The sequence below is a fragment of the Mucilaginibacter sp. P5_A4 genome, assembly GCF_056400605.1.
Window position 1 is genome coordinate 128,764 of sequence record NZ_JBFUKX010000008.1, and the last position, 17,945, is coordinate 146,708.

At 43.3% G+C, this 17,945-nt stretch carries 14 protein-coding genes; 7 read left to right on the top strand and 7 right to left on the bottom strand.

From position 1 onward, the window contains the following. Positions 1-151 precede the first annotated feature (151 nt). The 3 genes from AC1DQW_RS07680 to purD all read left to right on the top strand — a co-directional run bounded on the left by AC1DQW_RS07680 (position 152) and on the right by purD (position 3,179). Positions 152-394, top strand: coding sequence for a hypothetical protein (locus AC1DQW_RS07680; RefSeq protein WP_477453541.1), 243 nt, complete (start codon positions 152-154; stop codon positions 392-394). A gap of 375 nt (positions 395-769) precedes the next feature. Then, complete coding sequence (locus AC1DQW_RS07685) at positions 770-1,633, top strand: hypothetical protein (protein ID WP_477453542.1); 864 nt, start codon at positions 770-772, stop codon at positions 1,631-1,633. 271 nt (positions 1,634-1,904) lie between these two features. Then, a complete protein-coding gene (gene purD, locus AC1DQW_RS07690) occupies positions 1,905-3,179 on the top strand; it encodes a phosphoribosylamine--glycine ligase (protein WP_477453543.1) in 1,275 nt (424 codons plus the stop codon). Between the two features lie 149 nt (positions 3,180-3,328). On the opposite strand, the gene AC1DQW_RS07695 is transcribed toward purD, so the two are convergent. The 3 genes from AC1DQW_RS07695 to AC1DQW_RS07705 form a co-directional block, all read right to left on the bottom strand. Next, positions 3,329-4,462 carry a redoxin domain-containing protein gene (locus AC1DQW_RS07695; protein ID WP_477453544.1) on the bottom strand — a complete coding sequence of 378 codons (1,134 nt, stop codon included), beginning with the start codon at positions 4,460-4,462 and terminating at the stop codon, positions 3,329-3,331. Between the two features lie 178 nt (positions 4,463-4,640). Then, entirely contained in the window at positions 4,641-5,813 is a 1,173-nt protein-coding gene (locus AC1DQW_RS07700) for a redoxin domain-containing protein (protein WP_477453545.1), read from the bottom strand. A 57-nt stretch (positions 5,814-5,870) separates the two neighbouring features. Beyond that, positions 5,871-7,052 carry a formimidoylglutamase gene (locus AC1DQW_RS07705; RefSeq protein WP_477453546.1) on the bottom strand — a complete coding sequence of 394 codons (1,182 nt, stop codon included), beginning with the start codon at positions 7,050-7,052 and terminating at the stop codon, positions 5,871-5,873. 165 nt (positions 7,053-7,217) lie between these two features. Here AC1DQW_RS07705 and AC1DQW_RS07710 point away from each other — a divergent pair, with 165 nt between their 5' ends. The 3 genes from AC1DQW_RS07710 to AC1DQW_RS07720 all read left to right on the top strand — a co-directional run bounded on the left by AC1DQW_RS07710 (position 7,218) and on the right by AC1DQW_RS07720 (position 10,599). Continuing rightward, entirely contained in the window at positions 7,218-8,186 is a 969-nt protein-coding gene (locus tag AC1DQW_RS07710) for an NAD-dependent epimerase/dehydratase family protein (RefSeq protein ID WP_477453547.1), read from the top strand. 61 nt (positions 8,187-8,247) lie between these two features. Then, on the top strand, positions 8,248-9,234 hold the full coding sequence (locus tag AC1DQW_RS07715) for an acyltransferase family protein (protein ID WP_477453548.1): 987 nt from the start codon (positions 8,248-8,250) through the stop codon (positions 9,232-9,234). Between the two features lie 75 nt (positions 9,235-9,309). Next, positions 9,310-10,599, top strand: coding sequence for an HAD-IB family phosphatase (locus AC1DQW_RS07720; RefSeq protein ID WP_477453549.1), 1,290 nt, complete (start codon positions 9,310-9,312; stop codon positions 10,597-10,599). Between the two features lie 76 nt (positions 10,600-10,675). Here AC1DQW_RS07720 and AC1DQW_RS07725 read toward each other — a convergent pair whose 3' ends face one another. Beyond that, on the bottom strand, positions 10,676-11,152 hold the full coding sequence (locus AC1DQW_RS07725) for a universal stress protein (RefSeq protein WP_477453550.1): 477 nt from the start codon (positions 11,150-11,152) through the stop codon (positions 10,676-10,678). Between the two features lie 182 nt (positions 11,153-11,334). Between AC1DQW_RS07725 and AC1DQW_RS07730 the strand changes: the two genes are divergently transcribed. Beyond that, the gene (locus AC1DQW_RS07730; protein ID WP_477453551.1) at positions 11,335-12,282 is read left to right on the top strand and encodes a tryptophan 2,3-dioxygenase family protein; all 948 of its coding nucleotides are present in this window, start codon (positions 11,335-11,337) and stop codon (positions 12,280-12,282) included. Between the two features lie 114 nt (positions 12,283-12,396). On the opposite strand, the gene AC1DQW_RS07735 is transcribed toward AC1DQW_RS07730, so the two are convergent. The 3 genes from AC1DQW_RS07735 to recG form a co-directional block, all read right to left on the bottom strand. Next, positions 12,397-13,716 (bottom strand): MFS transporter, encoded by a 1,320-nt coding sequence (locus AC1DQW_RS07735; RefSeq protein ID WP_477453552.1) that lies wholly within the window; start codon positions 13,714-13,716, stop codon positions 12,397-12,399. A 257-nt stretch (positions 13,717-13,973) separates the two neighbouring features. Continuing rightward, complete coding sequence (locus AC1DQW_RS07740; RefSeq protein WP_477453553.1) at positions 13,974-15,356, bottom strand: M20/M25/M40 family metallo-hydrolase; 1,383 nt, start codon at positions 15,354-15,356, stop codon at positions 13,974-13,976. 397 nt (positions 15,357-15,753) lie between these two features. Further along, positions 15,754-17,856: an ATP-dependent DNA helicase RecG gene (gene recG, locus AC1DQW_RS07745; RefSeq protein WP_477453554.1), complete on the bottom strand. Its 2,103-nt coding sequence runs from the start codon at positions 17,854-17,856 to the stop codon at positions 15,754-15,756. Between the last annotated feature and the right edge of the window lie 89 nt (positions 17,857-17,945).

The following is a 17,945-nucleotide window of genomic DNA, read 5'->3' on the forward strand; positions in this document are numbered from 1 at the left end:
AATTAATTTCACAGTCGCTGCCATACGGGTAGCGGCTGTTTTTGCTATACGGATAAGCCCGGCACGGGTTCGGGACCCGTTAACTTAAAACCCGCTTACCAATATACTAATCCTACAATCCAAGCGTTTTTCCTGCATCACTATTTACAATATGAATAAACAGGTGGCGCTTGCCCAAATACGTTTTAATACCGAGAGTAACGGCCGGGACTTATGCTGGCGACTGGTTTTGGATGGTGAAGAAGTACTGGTTGATTCTGTAAACATACATGCCCCGGTTTTTACTTCCCGTGATTGGATTGAACCCATAAGTAAATTCAAACACCATATTTCTGTTGCAGATTGCCATGTGCATATTGACGAAGCCGGGACGGCGCTGATTACAGCCGGTTAGATGGATTTTTTGGACGAAGGACTGGCAGACAAAAGACGTTCGGACAAAGGACTTTCGGACGAAAGCAGACAAAAGAACACTTCATCCAGCAGGCAGTAGGAAAAATCCTTTGTCCGAAAGTCCAAATCCTTTTGCCCCTCAGGGTTTCTTTGAAAAAGGACCCTGAGGCCGCATGCTAAGTAATGAACTATTTCAGTACAACAGGCATCGCTAACATGCCTATAAGTATGTTTTTGGGGCGGGCAATAAGTTTCCCATTTTTGTCCATTTTATTTCTCAACGCACCGAATTCTTTATCACTTTATAGTTGATTTTAATTGGAATAGAATTTGAGTATCCCGAGAAAAACCTTCATCGCAAAACAAAATTTTCTCTATGAAAAATACTTTAAAAATTACAATTACAACACTGATTGGCATTACCCTACTTTACACGGCTTGTAAAAAGAACGACGCAAAAATTACCGATACAAAAAAAACAACAAGTGTAAGTCAGTCTGAAGTCGCTAAAAAAATGGCCTTAAGCGTTTACATGTCTTTGTCTGCGCAGTTAGCATCTGCGCATATAAGCCATTCAAGCGCTGGCGGTAAGGACAAATTAACCGTCATGGGGCAAACAATTTTAACCAAATGTGGAGATTTCGAAACCACGCCAACTAATAGAACAGTAATTAATGGCGATACGACCCGTAAATATACGGGCAACTCAAAATTTACTTATTTGTGCGACGGAAAATTATGGGCGAATGGCTATAATATTAATGCATATGCTTTGGACGATACCATGCACACAGTTGTTAGTGGCAAAGGATTTGAAAATGTTTATGATGACCTTTTGAATTTTCATGTGAAAGCCTCTGATGGCATTTATTTTACAACCGCCGGAAGCGCGTCGGCTACAGCTCGTTTTAACGTGCTGAATCAAAATATTCTGAGCGAATCGCATTATTTCTCTACCAAGTATTTGTTTCAAGAAGTAGTTGGCCGCAGAGTACAATCGGCTGATAAAACAACAGGAAAGTTTGTACTTGGGAAAGTGTACTTTGATTATGAGCAAAGTCACGATTATAAAACCTCGCCTGATAAGAATTCAAAGGCCGGCAATAGCGGTTATATGGTATTTTTGGATAATGATACTTTAGAATCTTATTTTAAAATAGAAGGCACAACAAACTCATATTACAAATACGTTATCAACCTGCTAACCGGAGAAGTGAGCAAACCTGAGCGCATTAATTAAATATTAAATTAAGCAAACCAGAAAAGAGGCTGTCACAAAAAGGCAGCCTCTTTTTTTTATTGAGATTTTCCGCAACTTGAAGGCATGGGAAAGGGAGAATCAAACAAGCTGGTCTTTAAGCCATATGCGCCTGACCTGTTGACGCTGTAGGCATCCGCCCTCAGGAAGTCCTTTGTCCAAACGTCCTTTGTCCGAAAATCCATTGTCCGAAAGTCCAAATCCTTGCGCTTTCATCCAAAAATCCTTCGTCCAAAAAACTATCTTTGTCGGCATGAATATTCTGATCATCGGTTCTGGTGGAAGGGAAAGCGCCTTCGCCTGGAAAATTGCACAAAGCCCCAAATGTCAAAAGCTTTTTATTGCTCCTGGCAATGCCGGCACGCACCAGTATGGCACCAACGTTAACCTTAAGGTTACCGACTTTGAGGGCATTGGGGCTTTTGTTATCGCAAACGCTATCAGCCTGGTGCTCGTTGGCCCCGAAGAACCACTGGTTAAGGGAATTCATGATTTCTTTTTGGCCGATGCTCAGCTGAAAAATGTACCGGTGATTGGTCCGCAGCAGCATGCGGCCCAGCTGGAAGGCAGCAAGGATTTCAGCAAACAGTTTATGCAAAAGCATAACATCCCAACCGCAGCCTACAAAACATTTACAAAAGATACCCTGCAGGAAGGCCTTACTTACCTGGCCACAGCGGGTTTGCCCGTGGTGTTAAAGGCCGATGGCCTTGCCGCCGGCAAAGGCGTATTGATTTGCCTTACGCTTGAAGAAGCACAATTAGAACTTACTCAAATGCTTGCCGAAGCTAAGTTTGGCGATGCAAGTTCGAGCGTGGTGGTTGAGCAGTTTTTGCAGGGCATCGAGCTATCAGTTTTTGTAATGACCGATGGCACCAACTACAAAATACTCCCCGAAGCCAAAGACTATAAACGTATTGGCGAGGGCGATACCGGCTTAAATACAGGTGGCATGGGCTCTATTTCGCCGGTACCTTTTGCTGACGCCGCCTATATGAAAAAGGTTGAGGAACTGGTAATAATTCCTACCGTTGAGGGACTAAAAAAGGATAATATCCCCTATAAGGGTTTTATATTTATAGGCCTGATGAACAAGGATGGCGAGCCATGGGTTATTGAGTATAACTGCCGCATGGGCGACCCCGAAACCGAAAGTGTAATGCGCCGCATTGAAAGCGATTTTGTAGACCTGCTACAGGGCGTTGCCGAAGGTAACCTCAACGAAAAAGAACTCATCATATCGGGCAAAACTGCGGCCACCATAGTTATGGTTGCAGGCGGCTATCCCGGCGAATACCTCAAAAACAAAGTAATAACCGGCACCGAAAACGTCCGCGATTCGATAGTATTCCACGCGGGTACCGCTAACGATGGTGAAAACGTGATAACCACCGGGGGCAGGGTTTTAGCTATAACCTCACTGCAGGACAACATGTTTAACGCCCTGCAACAAGCCACCGCCGATGCCAGCCGTATTTATTACGATGGTATGTACTTCAGAAAAGATATCGGGTTTGATCTTCTTTAGTTTATTGGTTCACTTGTTCATTAGTTCATTAGTAGGATAGCTTAGATAACAGGCTATCTTAACTAAAAAAAAGCCATGCCGTTTAAATTTGGCTGACCTTAATGAACAGTTCACCAATAAACTAATGAACAAGTGAACCAATGAACTAACTATATCTTCCCGAAGATTTCGGCAAGCTTATCTTCCAGGTCATCGCCACGAAGGTTTTTGGCAATTATCTTCCCGTTGGGGTCTAATAAAAAGTTTTGGGGAATACCACGAACAGCGTATAAACCGGCCGCTTTACTGTCCCAGAATTTAAGGTCGGATACGTGGTTCCAGGTAAGGCCATCTTTATGGATGGCAGCCAGCCACTTGTCTTTTGCATTTGGTTTATCGAGCGATACGCCCAAAATAGTAAATTTTTGACCCTTATAATGGTTATAAGCCTTCACCACATTAGGATTTTCCCTGCGGCAGGGACCGCACCATGATGCCCAAAAATCAATCAAAACATATTGCCCGCGAAATGACGACAGGTTAATGATCTTTCCACTGGTATCAGCCTCGGCAAATTCAGGCGCTATTGCACCCAACGCTACAGCCTTAAATTTAGGCATCCTTTCGCCCAAGGCTTTGCCTGCTTCGGTGCTCTTTACAGCAGGTGTTAAGGCATCGTATAAAGGTTTAAGATCTACATAATCGGCACTGTAGGCCAATGATTCAAGGGCATTGAGGCTGATAATGGAGCCCGGATTTTCCTGGATAAATTTTTTATCTATAGCAGCGCTCATATCGTCGATGGCTTTTTCATCGGCTTTTGCTTTTTTGATATATTCAGGAGAAGCCTTCTGCTCGTCTGTAGCTGCTTTTTGCTTTTCTTCCAAAGCAGCGTAAGCATCGTTCACCGGCTTTTGCACTAACTGATATTTTTCGTTTTCCTGGTTAGTTTTTGGTCCGTCAACTGTTGCGTTTTCAATCTTATCGGTAGCAGTTACGTTAATAACACCGGGTTCAAGGTAAATTACGCGGTATCCATCAGCGTTGCCTGTACCCGTACCTTTACGATTAAACAACAGGTAGGCATTAAGCGGCGCGGCGCCAACAGAACCTGCAAAGTGAAACTTACCATTAACTACAGTACAGGAATCATAAATAGGCTTGCCCTTAGGGAACCTGTATTCGAGGTAAACCTTGGCAGGGGTGTTAAATTCACCTATTTTACCTTGTATGTTATATTTGGTATCCTGTGCAAAAGCAATGACAGGCAGCGTGGCTAATGCTAATAATATTGTTTTTTTCATAAGAGATAAAGTTTATATCGCAATATAATATGTAAAAACAATATATTACTAATAGTCAGTAAAAAGTTACATTGTTTTTGGTTGATAAGTGCATAGTGAATGTTTGATTAAATTTAGACAGCAGGGGCAGCTTTGCCAACAGCCCGGGTTTATCCAACTTAATCAACCACCCATCAACCTATATCTTCCCAAACAATTCCTGCAGCTTGGCATCAAGGTCTTCGCCGCGAAGATTTTTGGCGATGATCTTTCCGTCGGGCCCTATCAGGTAATTTTGAGGGATAGAAGTTATTGAATAAAGCGCGGCTACCGCGTTGTTCCAGTATTTAAGATCAGATACCTGGGTCCAGTCGAGGCCATCATTTTTAATAGCCGCAAGCCAGGCCGATTTGCTGTCAGCCTTATCCAATGATACCCCTAATACGGTAAAGTTTTTTGCTTTGTATTTGTTATAGTTGCGCACCACGTTAGGATTTTCCTGGCGGCAGGGCCCGCACCACGAAGCCCAAAAATCAAGCAGTACGTACTTACCCCTGAATGAGGATAGTTTAACAGGCGTGCCGTTTACATCATTTTGTGTAAAATCGGGAGCAACAGCACCAACAGCAGTCGCTTTTAACATATCAAGCTGGCTTTTTAAAACCCTGCCTGCCTCGGTTTCCCTTACACTTTGCGATAACGAATTATACAAAGGCAGAATTTCACCGGGATCTGGTGAAGGACCGCCTACCGAGCTTAAAGCAAGTAAACTAAGGTAACTGTTGGGATTATCAGTTATAAAGCTTTTTAAAGTAAAGCTTTGCAGCGTTTGCAATGCTTTATACTTGGCCTGCATACTGCTTTGAAAAGCAGGCGACTTTTGCTGCTCCGGCGTTGCGGCCTTAACTTCGGCCATTAATTTTTCGCCCCTTATGTTGATACTTTTCAGTTGCTCCTGCAGTTTTATATTATCAATATTAAGCTGCGAACCGCCGATCTGCGCTTTTTTAACAGAGTCTTTGCTGGTAATGGTTAATGTACCTTTATCAATAAAAAAGCTCAGGTTATCCGCATTATTGGAGAGTGCCCTGCCATCAGCATATTGCTGTGCAAATTTTTCAATACCAACTCCCTTATAATCAACAACCAGCGTGGCATTAACAGGATTTAGCATTGTTCCTTTAAAACTGAACACGCCATTAACAACATCGGCAGAATCAATTACGCTATTAGCACCTAACTGGTATGACAAGTAAACTTTAGCCGGAGCACCGGTATTTCCTATTTTCCCGTTTATTGTAAAGGTATCCGGGGTTTGGGCAAGTGCCATAACCGGCAACAACGCGGTTATTAAAAAATATATTTTTTTCATCAGGATATTAAAACTATAAGATTTGATAACGTTAAAATGCGGTTCTAATTGTAATTATCAGTTCAATTTTTGATAGGTACGCCACCACAGGTCTGGCAACTCGCCGGATGTGGCTGTTTTATAATCGGCATAACTGCAGGGTACCAGATGAAAACGCTCATTACGCGATCCACCGGTTGGGTACGGTACCTGCATCCACCAGCGATCGGATTTCTTGCTTTTTACAAATACCACTTCCTGATCTTCATGTTTAAGGCTGGTTTTGTAAATAAGGTATTGTGATTTTGGGTTGAGCGGAAAATCACGCTTTCGGCCATAAAAACCATCCACAAAATACCATATCATCTGCGCCAGCAACATAGCGGTTTGGCCATTATTATCATACGCCGGGTTAAATTCATAAAAGCCAATTGAGCTCAATTTATCATTAAACCCGGCATACCGGCATAGCTGGCAGGCCTCCTGCCCGTTAAAGCCGTTGGGCGAAGCATTGGCATTCCCCATAGCATCTGATGAGCGGATAGCCCCCACATCAAAACTGATCATGCTGGCGTTACGGATGGCAGGTTCTGTTACGGCTATATTGCCGCTCAGTTCGCCAAGGCGGTGTACATCAAAGTAAAGCTTATCCATTACCCGCAAACTCTCCTGGTTGGCAAAATACGTTTGATAACCCAGGTTACTGAAATTGAACAGGTAATTGGGCTCGTGTAAAAATATCTTATTGAGATAGGATTGCGAGGTGGTTTCCAAACTACCGGATGTTTCATCCTCATCCAGGTCAAACCGCGAATCGATCACCACCAGGTCTACCTTTTGCTCCAGGTCTTCATATCCCAGGTACTGGGCATAAGTAAGGTCCTGCCCGCCACCTATAATAACAGGCACAATATCCTTTTTTACCAATTCGGCAATTACAGTTTTAAGGGCAAAATAGGTATCGGTTACTGTAGCCCCGGCAACAATATTACCCAGGTCGGCAATTTTTAAATTATAGCCGCCTTCGTTAAGCTGGTATAATTTTTCGCGGATATAATCGGGACCAAGGGCGCAGCCCTGGTTATCGGTCGCGTTGCGGTCGTCCATCACACCAATAATGGCGAGGTCGGTTTTTTCTTCCAGGTCAGGAAAATCGACCGAATAATGCACAATTATATCGCCAAGCTGGCTGGTATAATACCCCTTTTTAGGAGCGATCTTTTTTAGATCAACAGGTGTAAAAAAATCAGCTAAGGACATTAATTGTAATTTGAAAATGTGCTAATTTGAAGATTTGAAAATGATCAATCGCTTACTTCAGCTGCAAATATGCAAATTTTCAAAAGCAGTGTATGATAAATCATCAAATGATATTGTGCACTTTTACATTTTCAAATCAGCACATTTTCAAATCTTCAAATTAAAATGATTCTTATTACTGGCGCAACAGGTTTTTTAGGGGCCGAACTGGCGAAGCTGCTGGTTAAATCCGGTGCGCATATTCGTTGCACTAAACGAACTACCTCAACTATACCCGCTTTACTTGTTCCTCTTCAATCACAAATTGAATGGGTTGATGCCCACCTGCTGGATATTTTTGCATTGGAGAACGCGCTGGAAGGTATAACCCAGGTTTACCATTGCGCGGCATGGGTATCGTTAAAAGCGGCCGATAAAAAGCCGATGATTAACACAAACGTTACCGGCACAGCAAATTTGGTTAATTTATGCGCAGAAAAGGGTACCAGGATGGTGCATGTAAGTTCCATTGCTGCTATTGGCCTTGCCAAACCAGGCGAACTTACTACCGAAAATCACCACCTGGAGCAATCAACAGAAAATGACGGCTATGCCATATCTAAACTGGAAAGTGAGATGGAAGTATGGCGGGGCATTGCCGAAGGTTTGGATGCTGTAATTGTAAACCCTTCGCTCATTATAGGCGCCAGTGCAGGTAAAGAAGGCAGCGGCGCATTGTTTGAGACTGTACGTAAAGGACTTAAATTTTATACCCCCGGCAGCATCGGTTTTGTTGATGTAGAGGATGTGGCCAAATGTATGACAGGCCTCATGAACAGCAATATTACAGCCGAACGCTATATCATCAGTGCCGAAAACTATACCTATAAAGCCATAACAACCGAAACTGCACAAAGGTTCGGGATAAAACCACCTGCTATGTTAGCCAAACCATGGTTAATGGAACTGGCCTGGCGTGGAGCCGCTGTTTGGGCTGCGTTAACGGGCGGTGATCCGGCTATTGATAAAACGTCGGCACAGGCGGCTTCTGTAACACGGAAGTTTGACAACTCAAAAATTAAAAAGGCTATCGGGATTGAGTTTAAACCGGTGAATGAAACTATTAAAGAAATATGTATTGCCTTGAGTAATTAGCGGCATTAGGTTAAAATCTTTCTTTACTCCAATATCACTATCTTGCTCTCCAAATTTTCAAATGCAACAAGATAAAAGAAACCACCTGATTGATCTGCTGAGGATCTTAGCTGCTTCGTGGGTAGTTCTTTTTCATTTTAATGAGCCCATCAAACATATTGATAACTGGTACCGCAATTTTTGCAAGTACGGGCATCTTGGGGTGCCTGTATTTTTTATGATTAGTGGTTATTGCATATTAATCGCCCTTCAGCATGCTAAAAAGCCAGCGGAGTTTATCGTCAGGCGTTTTTTCAGAATCTTCCCATCCTATTGGTTCAGCCTGGCTATAACCGCCCTTATAATTTTGTTGCTAAAACTGATAACAGGGGTTAATTCGGCAATAGCCATACCTAAAAGCATTGTGGGAATTTTGGCAACCATTACGCTTACCACATCGCCTATAAGCAATATAACTACCATAAATTGGGTGTATTGGACATTATCCTGCGAGGTGCTTTTTTACCTGGCTGTATTTGCCTGCGCTTTTTTTAAGAAGCAATATTTCACCATCGCCTTAATTGCAGTAACTTTATTAAGTATTTTTTTGCCAAAGTTCGAATCGGGCCCATTTTTCTTTTTGAACCTTTGGCCCTTGTTTAGCTTTGGTTTGGCTATATACCTGTTGCTGCATAAGCCCGGCCAAAAGTGGCTTAATATTGCATTATTAATTTTGGCCATAACAGGGTTTTACACTACACATCAATCCACTGTTTATATTATATCTTGTGCTATAACGGCAGTACTTATCATAGGTAATCACTTTAAGCCGCTTAAAAATAACCTGTTGAGCCGCTATGGCGATGTATCCTATTCTCTTTACCTGGTGCATGTACCCATAGGGGTTTACCTGTCAGGGCACCTCAAGATTGTAGTTATACAAACCAATATGACTTTAAATATTCTGTTTGATGTTGCACTATTGGCATTCCTCCTGTTTATTTCCAAATTAATGCACCTGTATGTTGAACTACCGGCAATTGAATATGGAAAGCGGTTTGCGAAATAAAATAATCGCCTGGCCAATAACTAATAAAACTCTGCTTACCCTATCAATAAAATTTTTCGCACATTTGCACCCAAGATGGAGCAGTACTTTATTATTGATTTCGATAGCACGTTTACACAGGTTGAGGCCCTTGACGAACTGGCACGCATATCTCTCAAAAATCACCCCGACCGCGAGGGTATTTACAAGCAAATTGAAGATTTAACCAACGCCTCAATGGAGGGCAAGCTATCTTTTACCCAGAGTTTAGAAGCAAGGGTTAAATTGCTACAGGCCAACCGCGATCATTTAAAGCAGCTTATCAGCCATCTTAAGAAAAAAGTATCCACTTCATTTTCCCGTAATACTATTTTCTTTAAAAATCACCAGGACGAAGTTTTGATTGTATCCGGTGGCTTTAAGGAGTTCATTACGCCCGTGGTTACCGAGTATCATATCAAAAAAGAAAACATCTACGCCAATACCTTTGAGTTTGACGAGGAAGGCAATATTGTAGGCTATGACCGTACCAATCCCCTCTCGCAGGAAGGTGGTAAAGTTAAATTACTAAAAGAGCTGCAATTGCCCGGCGATATTTATGGCATAGGTGATGGCTACTCCGATTTCCAGTTAAAGGAATCGGGTATGATCAAAAAATTCTTTGCTTTTACCGAGAACATCGAGCGCAAATCTGTAGCCGAAAAGGCCGACCATATTACACCAAGCTTTGATGAATTCCTGTACCTTAATAAACTGCCAAGAGCCATATCGTACCCCAAAAACCGCATTAAATGCCTGGTAGTAGGTGATATTGATGAGGATGCACAGGCCCAAATGAAAAAGGAAGGCTACAACATCCGCAACCGGGAGACTATTGAAGAAAAATATTTAGAAGAAGCGGGTGTTTTATTCTGCGATGAAGATCATCAACCCAATCCCGAACAGATTCAGAACGCCGGCAGGTTAAAAGTGATAGGCATTTTTGGCAAATGCAATCGCAAGCTGGCAGATGCAGCTACCGATTGTGGCATTATTATATTTGATGACCCTAAGCATAACCCCCATAACAGCGATTTTATTCCTAAGAGGGTTATGGCTTTTATGAACGAGGGAAAAACGCATACCAGCTGTAATTTCCCCGATCTGCAGCCGCCGAGGGTTAGTAATGCGCACCGCCTGATTCATATACACAAAAACATACCCGGTATATTGGCTAAAATAAACGATGTGTTTGCCCGCCACAACATCAACATAGTTGGCGAGTTTTTAGTTACCAATGCCCAGATAGGCTACGTGATAACAGACGTAAACACCGGCTATGATACCCAGGTACTTAACGAACTAAAAGCCATTGAACATACCATAAAGTTCAGGTTGCTTTATTAAGGTTGCGAGGCTCGGGTTACCAGGAGCGAGAGGTATCAGGGAAAGTTTTTAAACTATACCCCGCCCGAACCTGAATTTATTCTTCTTCTGCAAACGGCACCACCAACACAGGTATTTCCGAGTGACGGATAACGCTTTCGGCTATGCTTCCCAACAGCAAACGATCAAGAGCGGAACGTTTGTGGGTACCTACTACTATCAAATCGGCATTAAACTCTTTTGCGCGATTTATTATACCATCGCCGGTGTTGTCATATTCAACAAATTTAGACACCTCCAACCCGCTTCCAAATTCTTCTATAATACCTTCAATAACTGTTGATGATTGTTCGCTTTGCAGATTCACAAGTTCAGTTTGCATTAAGCCCAGGTTAGGATCCATCGACATACCTGTGAAGCCATCGTTAGTATCCAGCGGATATACAACAGGTTCAATAATATGTACCAAACCAACTGCTGCGTTATACATGCGGGCAACATCAAAGCCATAAGCAGCGGCATTATGAGCGTAAGTACTATCATCAACGCCTATCAATATTTTTCTTATTTTCATGATGTTTAAGGTTAGATCAGAATTTCATGGATTTAAGAATGTTCAGAATTTTATCATTCTTTGAATTCAAAAATTTTTTTAATCCCGGTTCAGATAATAAGACATACACACTTTAAAAATGTTTTATCTTTTGCAGATACTTAGGCTTATTTCAGCTCATCTCATTTTTACTACCTTTGTTAATGCAATTCCATCCCGAAATTGAAGATCGCCTGGCACGGCTGCAGGAAAAATATGAGGCCATGGGCCAGGATATGAACTCGTACCTCGACGGCTTACTTTATGCCGATTTTTTAACGTATTGGGATTATATCCACCTGGATACGTTATTAAGTTTGCAAAATCCTAAAACGCCTTTCCCGGATGAAGAGATATTTATCATCTACCACCAGATAACCGAATTATATTTTAAGCTGGCCCTGCACGAGTGCCGGCAGATTACAGAAGCACTGCCACTAACCGCTGAGTTTTTAACAGCCCGGTTAAAACGCATTAACCGTTATTTTGGCGCCTTAACCCAATCATTCGAGATCATGGTTGATGGCATGGAGAAAGATCAGTTCCTTAAGTTCAGGATGTCGTTGTTGCCTGCCAGCGGTTTTCAATCTGGACAGTACCGGATGATTGAAATTTATGCAACCGATTTTATTAACCTGGTTGCTAAGGATAAACGCGAAGAGCTGCGCGGCGCATCTATAGAACAGCAGTTTGAATACCTATACTGGAAATTTGGCGCTACAGAGCTATCAACCGGTAAAAAAACGTTAACGCTTAAGCAGTTTGAAAAAAAATATTCCAAAACCTTCATTGAACTTGGAAAGGCGGCGGTAAATTATAATTTTAATGCCCTGGCCTTAAGATTTGAAACAGCCGGGCAAATGACAGCCGAATTAAAAAATGAGCTGCGCCATCTGGATACCAACGTAAATGTAAACTGGCCTTTATCGCACTATAAATCGGCTGTGCGCTATCTTAATCGTGAGCCGGAAGAGATTAAAGCTACCGGCGGCACCAACTGGCAAAAATACCTGCCTCCGCGTTTCCAGAAACGTATTTTTTATCCATCACTCTGGACCGCCGAAGAAATAGATAATTGGGGTAAAGCCTGGGTGGAAAGTGTGTTGGGGTAAAGCCATAATGGTCATCCTGAATTTAATTCAGGGATCTCATAGGGCACTTCGACTTTATGTTGTACACCGTCCGTGCTTGTGGGGTGCCTAAACAAGTTCGGCACGGCTTATTCATTATACTATTTCCTTCTCAACCACTTCCGGTGGCTGTATCTGCTGTAATGATAACGGGATAAGTTTTTTGGTTTTAAGATAAGTAATGCCCACGATGATCATGGTCATGCTGCCACCAAATATTACAGAAGGTACCGTGCCCAACAGGCGGGCAGCCGTTCCGGATTCAAAAGCGCCTATCTCATTTGAGGAGCCGATAAACATCTGGTTTACTGCCGATACCCGCCCACGCATGTGGTCTGGTGTTAACAGTTGCATGATGGTTCCCCTGATGATGACACTGATGCTATCGAACGCGCCTTCGGTAAATAAAAATAATAGCGACAGGTAAAAGCTGCGTGATAAACCAAAACAGATTATAGAAAGGCCAAAACCTGTTACCGCGATAAGCAAATTACGCCAGGGCTTACCCATGGGCGAAAACCGCGTCATGGCCAGCATGGTTAATACTGCACCTAATGAGGATGTAGCCCGCATAATACCCAGTCCTTCGGCTCCTACTTTTAATATCTCGTTTGCAAATATGGGTAACAATGCCACAGCGCCGCCAAAAAACACCGAGAACAGATCAAGGCTCATGGCGCCAATCATCATTTTATTGCTAAACACAAAGTGGATGCCTTCGGAAAGACTTTTCCAGATACTTTCCTTAGGTACAAAAACCGGCGGATATTTGCGTAATAACGCAACAAGCAATAGCGATACCAGCAAGAAAAATATAATCACGGCAAACGTGGCTGTAATGCCGGTTAAACCGGGGATCAGTTTATCAGCGTAACCATAAATTAATCCGCCCGCAGCCGGGCCTATAATGGATGCCACCTGCCAGCTCGAGCTGCTCCAGGTACTTCCGTTAGGATATAATTCTTTGGGGATGCTATGGGCGTAAATGGTGAAAGTTGCCGGCCCGTAAAAGGCCCTGGCAATACCATTGCAAAAAATCATGATGTAAATAATGGGTACTATCCAGCCGGCATGAATAACCCCGCTCATGCTTTTGAGCGTAACCACGAACATTACAACAGATGTAAGGATTACCCCGCTAAATATCAGCAGCAGCATCTTGCGTTTTTCGGATTTATCGGCAATATATCCTCCGTATAAGGCAATACAAACCGCAGGTATGGCTTCGCACAAACCTACAAGCCCAAGCGCAAACGCGCTTTTTGTTAACTGGTAAATATAAAAACCGATTACAACGGCCTGCATGGAATATGCAAAAGTGAAACAAAAGCGCATCCCGATATAAGACCTGAAATCTTTATATCGCAATGCTGCAAAAGAATCAATTTTGGGTTTACTATCTCCTTCTTCGGCCACAGTGTTGTTTTAGATGTGCCACAAATTTACAATACGATTAACAAGATTTTGCAGGATTATCAGGATTTTTTTGATGTGAAAATGCGGATGTGCAGATTCCGGGTTTCAAATGTGCAGATTTTAGCTCCCCGGTTTGTATCCTCACAAATAGCTAACAGAATAAAAAGCCGCCTGCAAGCACCCAGGCGGCGGAAAAAAGCCTTATTAATCTGCACATCTGAAATCTGCACATCTGAAATCTGCACATCTGAAATCTATCAGAATCCGTGCTGATCTATCAGGTAGATCAGCGCAGCTATACCCGCAGCCCCCAGTTCAAGCTCGCGTTTGTTCACGTTTTCAAAAACATCGTTGGGGGTGTGGTGAATATCAAAATAGCGTTGAGAATCTGGGCGGAAACCTATCAGGATAACTCCGGGCAGTTTCTCTTTCATAGGCTCAATATCAGTACCCGATCCACCGATGATTAGCTGATCAACCTCGTAAGGCTCAAGCAGCGCCTTCCAGTTGCTGTTTACTTTTGCGATGAAATCTTTTGATACATCCGAGAAACTAAAACCGCGCGGGGTAAAGCCTCCCTCATCGGTTTCTATGGCCGCAATGTGCTCTTCTTTATTTTGGGCAGCCAACTCGGCGTATTTGGTTCCGCCTTTGTGACCATTCTCCTCGTTCATGAAAAATACAGCACGTATCGAGTTTTTAGGGCGATAACCTGTTGCTTTAAAGATCCTTAAAACCTCTGCCGATTGCATTACACCTGTACCATCGTCATGAGCGCCTTCTGCTAAATCCCATGAATCCAGGTGACCGCCTACGGTGATGAACTTATTAGGATGCTCGGTACCAGTTAATTCGCCAATAACGTTGTAGGATAATACATCGGGCAATGTCTGGCAGCTTTGCTTAAAGTAGAATTTAATCAGAGGCAGCTTACGCATTTTAAGCATAGTGCTCAACCTGTTAGCTGCTTTTGTTGATATTGCCGCCGCAGGGAGGCTCTTGCCGTCCTTATCAACCAATGTTGCGCCGGTATGCGGATAATCATCCAGCGCTTCGGTTAATGAACGGACGATAACGCCTACCGCGCCATATTTGGCGGCGACAGCCGGGCCCATAAAACGCTGATCACCAGCGGTTCCGTATGCGTGCCCGGTTTCAATAAATCGCGGATCGAAGGCCCGGTTAAAGAAAACTATCTTACCTTTTATCACGCTTTCGCCAAGGGTTTCAACCTCTTTAAGGCTTTGTACCTCAATAACATTTGCGGTGATGCCTTCTTTAGGCGTAGCTACCGTCATACCCAATGCAGCTATCGGCACCGGGATGCGGGTTTTGCCGTCAATGATAAAAGCGGTTTCTTTTGCACCCCTTACCCAATGCGGCACCATAACTTCCTGAAGGTAAACCTTATCAAAGCCGTAGCTTTCCATTAGTTTTTTGCTCCAGTCTACCGCTTTTTGCGCATTGGCCGAGCCGCTTAAACGCTGGCCGATACTTTTGCACAGGTAGCGCAGGCTTTCATAGCTTTTGCCGTTTACCAGGGCTTCGTCGTAAATTTTACGGATGATTAATGAGTCCTGCGCGTGGAGCAGGCTGGCTGATAACAGCATGGAAAAGAGGAACGTAAGTGTTTTTTTCATCTATATAAATGTTCAAAAAAATGGTAAAAATGTATAGTAATCTTTCAATAAAATCGAATTTTGTTCAGTTTTTTTAAAGATTAATCTACAAAAAGTCAGTCGGAAACAAATTTAATATTTTGGGCGAAAAATAAGACAGATATTACTACTGAATTTGTATAAACATAAACCGACTTGAGTTACCAATGTAATACTTTGATTTCGGGCAATTTATTTTTACCTTGTTCTGCTCAAACATTGCGGGAGATAAAATTTGTTTTTAAGACAGTACCTGAGCCTGTGGAAGCACAGCGGGCAATGCCTCTACCCACGAGTCTTCGACAGGCTCAGACTGACAGGCCTTCACACCTTGAAAATCGAATACGTCATAAGTAGCCACGAAGTGATCTTTACCCTATCAGGAAATCTTATCCCAGCTTAAACCGGCATTTTTTGTTTCGAAGGCATGGTGCAATACCTGGTTTTCGGGGAGGGCCAGCTGGGGGTCTTTGGCAAAAATCTGCTCCACCGTTTTGCGGGCTTTAAACAACAGTTCCTGATCGGTAGCCAGGTTGGCTACTTTAAGGTCGAGCACACCGCTTTGCTGGGTGCCATCAAGGTTACCCGGACCGCGCAGCTGCAGATCGATCTCGGAGATCTCGAAACCGTTATTGGTTTTCACCATAGTATCCAGGCGGATCTTACCATCGTGACTTAGCTTATGGCTGCTCATCAAAATGCAATAGGACTGCTCGGCCCCACGCCCTACCCTGCCGCGCAGCTGGTGCAATTGCGACAGGCCAAAACGCTCGGCATTTTCAATGATCATTACCGATGCATTGGGTACGTTTACCCCAACCTCAATAACGGTTGTAGCAACCATGATCTGCGTTTGGCCTTTAATAAATCGCTGCATTTCAAATTCCTTATCGGCAGGTTTTAATTTACCATGTACTATGCTGATGCGGTAATCGGGCAAGGGAAACTCACGCGATATAACCGCAATACCATCTTCCAGGTTTTTCAGATCGAGTTTTTCACTTTCCTTAATCAACGGGTATACAATGTAGATCTGCCTACCCAGCGCGATTTCTTTTTTCATAAAGCCGAACACCCGCAGGCGCTGATTTTCATAAAAGTGCAATGTTTGGATAGGTTTACGGCCGGCAGGTAATTCATCTATTACAGATACATCCAGGTCGCCATACAAGGTCATGGCCAATGTGCGGGGAATGGGTGTGGCCGTCATCACGAGGATATGCGGGGGTACAATATTTTTACGCCACAGCCTTGCCCTTTGCTCCACGCCAAAACGGTGCTGTTCATCAATCACCACAAAGCCAAGGTTTTTGAATTGAACTTTATCTTCTATCAAAGCATGGGTACCTATCAGTATTTTAAGTTCGCCGCTTTCCAGTTTATGGTGTAATATTTTACGGTCTTTTTGTTTGGTTGACCCTGTAAGCAAAGCCACTGCAATAAAATCATCCCCTACCAAACTGCTGATCGTCTGGAAATGCTGGCTTGCCAATATTTCAGTTGGCGCCATGATACAGGTCTGGAAGCCGTTATCAACAGCTATCAGCATCGCCATTAATGCCACAACAGTTTTCCCGCTGCCCACATCGCCCTGCAGCAGGCGGTTCATTTGTACGCCGCGCTGGGTATCTTGTCTTATCTCTTTCAACACCCGCTTTTGTGGCGTGGTTAACTGAAAAGGCAATTTATGGTGATAAAAATCATTAAAATAATGGCCTACGGTGCTGAATACATTCCCCTTAAACTTTTGGGTATGCAGCATTTTATTGCGCAGGAGTTTAAGTTGCAGCAAAAACAATTCCTCAAACTTCAGCCTGTGCAACGCTTCATTCAGTAAATTGGCATCCGCCGGGAAATGGATATTACGGTAAGCCCCAGCGCGGTCAATAAGCTTAAAGTGTTGAATAATATATAAAGGCAGGTTCTCCCTGATATCCCTGGCATGCAGTTCAAGCAGGTTGGAGGTAAGTTTTTGGATCCCCTTACTATCCAGCTGAAACTGTTTTAACTTTTCGGTAGAATTATATACCGGCTGCAAGGTAGCGTTGCCCTGCCGCTGCATGGTTGCCGCCGAATAAACCTCCATTTCGGGATGTGCCATCTGGGCCTGCCCGTTGAAAAATCCCGGTTTGCCAAATACAATATATACGTTGCCGGGGACGACGGTTTTCTCGATCCAGTTAATACCTTTAAACCACACCAGTTCCAGCGTGCCGGTATCATCACGGGTTTGCACTACCAGGCGTTTGGTGTGTTTCTCGCCTACCACCTGCTTGCTGATAACACGCGCCAAAACCTGCACATAAGGCAAATCGGGGTTAATATCCTTTACTTTATAAAATTTGGTACGATCGATATACCTGAAAGGGAAATGGCGCAGCAGATCTTCAAAAGTGGCCAGGCCCAGCTCCTTTTTCAACACCTCGGCCCGGGTTTGGCCGGCGCCTTTTAAGTATGTAAGTGGTGTTTGAAAAGGATCCATAAGAAAGCCCCTCTAAATCTCTCCGCTGGTTAGCGGAAGACTTTTATAAGCATGGTTTTAAAAATTCAAAAACTCTTTATTCAAAAGCC

Bases quoted from the DNA above. Each gene is read 5' to 3' on its own strand.
- AC1DQW_RS07680 (WP_477453541.1), top strand. From the start codon at position 152: ATGAATAAACAGGTGGCGCTTGCCCAAATACGTTTTAATACCGAGAGT.
- AC1DQW_RS07685 (WP_477453542.1), top strand. From the start codon at position 770: ATGAAAAATACTTTAAAAATTACAATTACAACACTGATTGGCATTACC.
- purD (WP_477453543.1), top strand. From the start codon at position 1,905: ATGAATATTCTGATCATCGGTTCTGGTGGAAGGGAAAGCGCCTTCGCC.
- AC1DQW_RS07695 (WP_477453544.1), bottom strand. From the start codon at position 4,462: ATGAAAAAAACAATATTATTAGCATTAGCCACGCTGCCTGTCATTGCT.
- AC1DQW_RS07700 (WP_477453545.1), bottom strand. From the start codon at position 5,813: ATGAAAAAAATATATTTTTTAATAACCGCGTTGTTGCCGGTTATGGCA.
- AC1DQW_RS07705 (WP_477453546.1), bottom strand. From the start codon at position 7,052: ATGTCCTTAGCTGATTTTTTTACACCTGTTGATCTAAAAAAGATCGCT.
- AC1DQW_RS07710 (WP_477453547.1), top strand. From the start codon at position 7,218: ATGATTCTTATTACTGGCGCAACAGGTTTTTTAGGGGCCGAACTGGCG.
- AC1DQW_RS07715 (WP_477453548.1), top strand. From the start codon at position 8,248: ATGCAACAAGATAAAAGAAACCACCTGATTGATCTGCTGAGGATCTTA.
- AC1DQW_RS07720 (WP_477453549.1), top strand. From the start codon at position 9,310: ATGGAGCAGTACTTTATTATTGATTTCGATAGCACGTTTACACAGGTT.
- AC1DQW_RS07725 (WP_477453550.1), bottom strand. From the start codon at position 11,152: ATGAAAATAAGAAAAATATTGATAGGCGTTGATGATAGTACTTACGCT.
- AC1DQW_RS07730 (WP_477453551.1), top strand. From the start codon at position 11,335: ATGCAATTCCATCCCGAAATTGAAGATCGCCTGGCACGGCTGCAGGAA.
- AC1DQW_RS07740 (WP_477453553.1), bottom strand. From the start codon at position 15,356: ATGAAAAAAACACTTACGTTCCTCTTTTCCATGCTGTTATCAGCCAGC.
- recG (WP_477453554.1), bottom strand. From the start codon at position 17,856: ATGGATCCTTTTCAAACACCACTTACATACTTAAAAGGCGCCGGCCAA.